Source organism: Pseudomonas sp. 9.1(2019), from assembly GCF_009910445.1.
Lineage (GTDB): Bacteria > Pseudomonadota > Gammaproteobacteria > Pseudomonadales > Pseudomonadaceae > Aquipseudomonas > Aquipseudomonas paraversuta.
In genome coordinates this window covers 1-5,721 of the sequence record NZ_VBWF01000012.1, presented here as the reverse complement: position 1 = coordinate 5,721, position 5,721 = coordinate 1, and the positions used below count along the sequence as shown (strand labels likewise).

At 45.4% G+C, this 5,721-nt stretch carries 7 protein-coding genes; 3 read left to right on the top strand and 4 right to left on the bottom strand.

Annotated elements, in window-relative coordinates:
* Window positions 1–524: 524 nt before the first annotated feature.
* The 4 genes from FEZ21_RS22365 to FEZ21_RS22350 all read right to left on the bottom strand — a co-directional run bounded on the left by FEZ21_RS22365 (window position 525) and on the right by FEZ21_RS22350 (window position 4,218).
* Window positions 525–749: a hypothetical protein gene (locus FEZ21_RS22365; RefSeq protein WP_160628456.1), complete on the bottom strand. Its 225-nt coding sequence runs from the start codon at window positions 747–749 to the stop codon at window positions 525–527.
* A complete protein-coding gene (locus FEZ21_RS22360; RefSeq protein WP_238840070.1) occupies window positions 746–1,441 on the bottom strand; it encodes a replication initiation protein in 696 nt (231 codons plus the stop codon). Before FEZ21_RS22360 ends, FEZ21_RS22365 begins: the two co-directional genes overlap by 4 nt.
* Before the next feature lie 514 nt (window positions 1,442–1,955).
* Window positions 1,956–2,279: a GrlR family regulatory protein gene (locus FEZ21_RS22355; protein ID WP_160628454.1), complete on the bottom strand. Its 324-nt coding sequence runs from the start codon at window positions 2,277–2,279 to the stop codon at window positions 1,956–1,958.
* 835 nt (window positions 2,280–3,114) lie between these two features.
* Window positions 3,115–4,218 (bottom strand): ATP-dependent Clp protease proteolytic subunit, encoded by a 1,104-nt coding sequence (locus FEZ21_RS22350; RefSeq protein ID WP_160628452.1) that lies wholly within the window; start codon window positions 4,216–4,218, stop codon window positions 3,115–3,117.
* A gap of 70 nt (window positions 4,219–4,288) precedes the next feature.
* Here FEZ21_RS22350 and FEZ21_RS22345 point away from each other — a divergent pair, with 70 nt between their 5' ends.
* Genes FEZ21_RS22345 through FEZ21_RS22335 form a run of 3 tightly spaced genes read left to right on the top strand, consistent with a single transcriptional unit; the run spans window position 4,289 to window position 5,039 of the window.
* Window positions 4,289–4,504: a ribbon-helix-helix protein, CopG family gene (locus FEZ21_RS22345; protein WP_160628450.1), complete on the top strand. Its 216-nt coding sequence runs from the start codon at window positions 4,289–4,291 to the stop codon at window positions 4,502–4,504.
* A 1-nt stretch (window position 4,505) separates the two neighbouring features.
* Window positions 4,506–4,778 (top strand): hypothetical protein, encoded by a 273-nt coding sequence (locus tag FEZ21_RS22340; protein ID WP_160628448.1) that lies wholly within the window; start codon window positions 4,506–4,508, stop codon window positions 4,776–4,778.
* 3 nt (window positions 4,779–4,781) lie between these two features.
* Window positions 4,782–5,039: a hypothetical protein gene (locus FEZ21_RS22335; RefSeq protein WP_160628446.1), complete on the top strand. Its 258-nt coding sequence runs from the start codon at window positions 4,782–4,784 to the stop codon at window positions 5,037–5,039.
* Window positions 5,040–5,721: the final 682 nt, after the last annotated feature.

Here is a 5,721-nt window from a genome sequence, read left to right as displayed (position 1 = left end):
GAGTCCCTTCAGCAACCCCGCCCAAGTGGCTGGTTTTAGGGGCTTAGGCTGTATTTCATCAGGTTTGTCGGGCTTGTGTTCAAGTCGCAGTATCGTGCTTTTTAGCTCCTGCACTTCTTGGCGAAGTGCCTGGAGCTCAGCCAGGACTTGGTCCCATGGATTAGCTATTTCTGATGTGCCAGTGTGTGCCACATCTGATGTGCCAGTGTGTGCCACTGGCACAAGTGCCCCATAAGCTCGCATAAGCTCAGACGTTTCAAATTTACGGTGCCCGTAAGTGTCAACACCATATGAAACAAGCCCTGTAGCCATATCACGATAAAGCGAGCGCCGGCTTCTGCCGGTCAGTGTCATCGCTTCTTTTAGGGTGTGCCAAACCATAGTCGTGGACTGTGCCAAAGTGTGCCAATAGAGGAATCTTAATCTAGATGATCTTGGTTCGACCGAACAGAAAGAGATTTCGGTTTTCCCTATAGCCATTTCTAGATGACCGCTGGCAGGAGCTACAGCAGCTGTTGGGCCAACTACTCTGAAGAGGTGATTTTGCTGGTCAGATCAAGGTGGTCAGGACTGAGCATGTCGGACTGATCGATCAGAGCGCTTTGCTCGTTCTCCAGGGCGTCGATTTTTTCTGCATCTGGTGCCGTAGCGGATTGCTCTTGGTCAATCGAGTGATCCAGTTTGCTGATCTGCATTAGCAGGCGGTTACGGGCCACATCGTAGTTAGCCCATTTGCGGATAGTCGTCATAACTCCAATGCCATCTGGTCGTTTTTGGTGATGCTAAACACGAAGCCGATAATCTTTCGACCCTGCCGACGTGGTTCTGCTTTCACAGCCAGATCAGTACCTGCATTTAGTTCCCTCAGGGCTGTGTCCAGCACCCAGCGGCGCATGTCTTTTACATTAGGATATTTATCTCCCAAATCGAACATTTGACGCAATTGGTCAAGGGTACACTCCCGTTGACCCAGCTTATGGAATTGGCTCATCAGTTCGTATAGTCGAATAGCGTAGAAGCTGGATAAATTGCCGATTTGCTTAAGCTGGTAGCTGGTGAACTCCTTGTTCAGCATCGTGAGGTGGGGCAATACGGTTGGAGAGAATCCGAGCTCTACACAGCCCTGACCTTCCTTGTATTTCACATGGAAAACCCAGCGCATTCGTTCAACTATTTTGCCCTTTGCGTAGCGACGAATGTCACGCTCAAACAACCGGTTTGCAGCGTCATTGAGGGCTTCGTAAGCGTGGCTCACGTCTAGGCCAAAAACTTCGGCAAAGGAGTCGGCCCGGATAGTGAAATAACCATCTTTAGGCAGAGGTTTGCGTGAGTCGATCATCGATGCCGCGGCCAAGATAAGACGCTTTTCATTGAGTGTCAGGGTATGTGATGACTCAATTAACCTATTCGACTGTGTGACTTTGTTATCTACCAGCTCCATCGTGCACTCCTTACCCGGAATCTCTCCCTGATGGGGGTTACAGAGAGAGGGAGTACAGTAACACGCTCTCCCTGTTCTGTGGACAACACCCGGAATCTCTCCCCCTTCAACCCGGAATCTCTCCCCCTTCAACCCGGAATCTCTCCCCCTTCAACCCGGAATCTCTCCCTGAACTCAAGGAAAAATCCTTTAAAATCAATGACTTACAGATCTTAAAACAAGAAAAAACAAGAAAAACAAGATTTAAAAAGAGCAAGGGGGATTAAAGACGTTACTGAAATTCAAGAGCTGCAGCCTTCCAGTCGCTGTGCGCCGGCTACTACCCAGCAGGATCACAGAACTCAATACGGCTGCTTCGCTCCTTCACGCTGCTACCTACGGTCTGCGCGCTCCGCTTGCTAGTAATCAGCGCCTGGGGGAATAGCAAACCGGAAAACCGTAAGCTACGCAGGCAGCCTGTCAGATTGAGGTCCTACGAGCCGTAGGCATCGAACCTAAGGCCCGCAGGTAAAATTTAAACTAGCCCCGCAAGATAACGGCCAACGATCTTAATGGTTTGGCCAGCGACCGAGCCCTGTAGCTCAAAGCTATCCCCTTCAAACTGACCTGCCAAAGGAAGGTCAAATTGAGGTATTGGGCCAAACACTGAAGGGACGTTTCTGTTCCATTGTTTGATCTGAATAGTACCGCTCAATTTTGAGTCGTTTATGACTATGTGCCCTTGGTAAAAGTAGCCATGATCGCCACCATTCACATTTCCCTTCTGAACGCTAATGACACCACTTCCAAAGTCCTGGCTGGATGATTTGAAATTAACAGCGTAAAGACCGTCTTTCATAAAAGCTCCATTTTTGGCATCACATGACTGGCCATCCTGTCGGATATTTATCGCACATAGCAATACGGGAAGCCTGCACGGGGCAGCGCCCTGCTGGGCGTCAGGCTGCACAACGTTGAGCTAGGGCAGTTCCTGGCATATCGCAGCCAACCTCTATGGCTTCAATCAGACAAGCGGCCTGCTTAGCGTACGATTTTTTCCGTTTTTTCTATCGGCCCAGTATCCATTCACTAGTGAGTACAAAAAGAAATTTTCTGAATGTTATTGCTTTAGGGATGATTTTTTATGCGTGAAAACTGCTTAATAAATGCTCTAAAAACGTATTAATAGAGCATCAAAGGTCCTCATCTTTTGGACGATGAGAGGGTCTAGTGCAGGATAGGTATTCGCGCCTCGTTTGTGCCACATTTGCCTGCCAAAAAGCATGGTGTATGGCTGCTGACCGTAAGTGGTCCCGAAGGCTGAAGTGGATTTTTGCCACGTAACGAGGCTTTGCGTAGGACGGGCATAAGCCGCGTCTATGTGATGAGCTTTTTAATCCACATGTGGCAATATCAAGTCCTGCGCCAAGGCGCTGTATGGCCTACAGTCGCTGCGGAAAGCTAAAAGTAGTGGAAGGGCTGCTTCTCGCCTTTACGGCGCTAGCTAACGCCCTGGAAGCGCTGGCTAGCAGGGCGTTTGTAACATCAAGGACAGTGCCTACTGGCAAACCGGCGTGAGGCATGCTGGTAGAAAATCATACAGGGCACGATGTTCTGCACCTCAGGACGAGTTTGAGCAGGTGCTGGCCATCGCGCAGTACCGTAGAGTTTTGGCTCCACAAATAGTTATGTTCTTACGCAATAATTAATTTATCGCCAATAATGGCTATAGACAGATTAACATCGACTGATACATTTAATGACATTTGTAGACTTTCAACAAAATAATTTATTCGATGACTAGCATAATACTCATCAGTTTCTACTTTTATTGAGTTTTTACCTAGTATGGTTATAGACTCATCAGCGTCGATAACAAAATTGTGGTCTTTGAAGTGTGTCGTAAAGTGTGTCGCGATGTCTTCATCAGACATCTGACCTTTATAGGTCTCTTCGGATAATCTAGTACGTTGTTTTAATAAGCGTGTAGCATATTGAGACGCAGATGCAGTTTTACGCTCATAATGCCCTAGGTTTATTAAATTCAATTTACTTTGCGCCAAGTACTCTGAGAATATTTTTTCAGAACCAGGGTGTGCTACTGCTATCTTCGCTAGCTTTTCAATGGCACTAGCAAATGCCAAAGCTGGATACCCGTCAATTTGAGGGTCAATTGGACCTAGCTCACTGAGTGGGCCCATATGTATTTCATCTGCACCTAGAGATAAAAGAGTAGCTGCTGATTTAGCTTCTGCAGGTATAGCGACTACAAATTTTTTCCCTTTTACTTTTCCGCACATTTTGCTGATTAAATATGCAGTTTCTAGTTCGCCGCCTTTGCTTTTAAGAAATAGCAGTATGTCTTTTCGTCTTGACTTTAATTTATCGCTATACAGGCAAGAGTGTATTCGGCTCGCATGCGCCCGGACTATGTCCATTTTCGAGTAAAGAAAAATAACTTTATATTTTTCTTTTAGGCGAGGCTCGATTATCTCTTCAAAAATATGCTTCGTTGCTTCTTTAGTTATTTCACTAATGAAGTTTTTATTGTCTTTATGTAATTGGCATACTATGTTGTTTATACTAGTAATGCTTTTAGCATTATAGAAAATAGACTCTGTAATGGCGTCTACTTCTTCAATGATCTCATCCTCACAGCTGGCTTGGTCTTGCGCAGGTGTGGATTGCTCGGGATTTTCGGTGAGCACAGTCTCCATAGCCGTGATGTCGTCTTTAAAAACGGCTTCATTTTCAGAATCTTGCGTCACAGGGATCCCTTTTAATTGCGTGCGCACCATTTTTGCACCAGAATGGTGTCATGTGTAGGTGCGTATTCTACGGTTTTTTCAGAAAGTAAGGTAGGCGAAAATGTCTCGTATGAGTGTAAAGCTTTCTTCTGAAATGGAAGAGTTGATTGAAGACACTGCCAGTAGAGAGGGTATCTCTAAAGGCGAGGTTATTCGCAGGGCTTTTGCATTGTATAAACTCGCTGAAGATGAAAAGCAGAACGGTAGAACACTTGCTGTTGTTGAAGACAAGGGTGGAGAGAATATAAAAATAATAGCAAAGATTATGGGCATTTAGTATGTCTGGAAAATCTGCTATTGCTAAGAAAACCGTATTTAATCTGCAAGATGTCGATGTGGGTGATGCTTCTTTTGATTTGGATAAAGAGCGTCTAGCACTTGCAAAGTATATACTGTTGGCTTTGCTATTGTTTAACGTGCTAGTGTTTTTGGTTAATATTATGCCTGATTACCTATTTAGTGATAGGTTGAAAGATTTGTCTGGAAGTATTTTTCAAAGTTCTGTTCCTATCGCTTCATTGGTGATCGGCTACTATTTTGGGAAAAGCTAACAAATGAGCTCTTATATTGTTTGTTACGAAGGTGATAAAGTAGAAACTGCGAAAATTGAGAAGGCATTAGATGTATATAATGTCAAAGCTCAAATCACAAGTAATGTTTGGATTGTAGTTACTGAAGATGGTGCTGCAGATGTAAGAGGTAATATATCTAAAAATTTTAGTGGCAGAATTGCAGTATTCAAAACTGACAGAGCAGCCGCTTGGAGAAATATTATGTGCGACGGGCAGTGGATTAAAGATAATCTCTCGTAGCAGTTAATACGTTTCTAAATAAGTTATAAAAAACGAGTGCTATGTTCAATTGTACTCAACAAAAAAGCCCACCTTGGTGGGCTTTTTTGCGTTGAATGGATATTAGTCCACCGGAAACTGACCGTAATATACCTACAGTGAGGGGGTAGCTACGCGTATGCAGCGCCCTTCAATCCTGATTACAGGTCTACATTTCAATGTCAGTGACCTACCTTTTGCTGGAAGACAGGAGCAAAAAAGCTAAGCGTTTTTTCTAAGACCTATCCCTGCTTCATGGAAGACACTCTGCCCATCCAATCCAAGAAGCACTCCCCCATGAGCCAGCGCGCGATCAGCGAGAGTCGGGATTGGGTGCCCCTGTCTGAAAGTGATCAGCAAGATGACGTTGAGGGCTGGCTCAACATGCCTGATGTGGGGGCTGAGCGGCTCGACAGACCGTGACTGGATTTTTCTTGATTGTTATACCCACGTATAACGGGCCCTATAGCCCAGGTGGAAATATTCTGGGTTAGGGGAGTTTCCGAATCGGAAACTGGCTATAGGGATAGCCGGAATACCTCCCCTTTAAGGCCGCAATTTTTCCATGTATCACAGAATCAATCGTCGAGTCCCTTCAGCAACCCCGCCCAAGTGGCTGGTTTTAGGGGCTTAGGCTGTATTTCATCAGGTTTGTCGGGCTTGT